1 pseudogene is annotated in these 330 nt (G+C 75.2%); it reads right to left on the bottom strand.

The features are described from left to right. Positions 1-314: pseudogene (locus ABD345_RS40065) on the bottom strand (hypothetical protein); the annotation flags it as partial. Between the last annotated feature and the right edge of the window lie 16 nt (positions 315-330).

Raw genomic sequence — 330 nt, 5'->3', positions numbered from 1 at the left:
CGGTCGAGTCGGGCGGACTGCGTCTCGACGGTCTCCCGGAGCGCGGCCACCTCCGACGCGAGATCGGCCTCGTCCTCGACGCCTGCGCTCTCGAACTGGGAGCCCTCGAAGGCGTCATCGAACGCGTCCGTTCCGGGATCGGAGCCCGACCCCGCCGTGCCGCCGGGGGCGTGGGATTCAGCGTCTTCGACGTCGCCGACGCCGTCGCCACCTCCAGGTGGGGTTCCGCCGGTCGGCGTGTCCATCGGCTCGCTGCCCGGCTCCGCGGCGAGCGGGTCCGCCGGCTCCGACGTGCCGGTGGCGGCGTCAGCCACGGTCAGCCCCTCCGCG

The organism is Kitasatospora saccharophila (assembly GCF_039529925.1).
Lineage (GTDB): Bacteria > Actinomycetota > Actinomycetes > Streptomycetales > Streptomycetaceae > Kitasatospora > Kitasatospora saccharophila.
The sequence above is the reverse complement of the archived record's forward strand: the minus strand, read 5'-3'. Positions and strand labels throughout refer to the sequence as shown.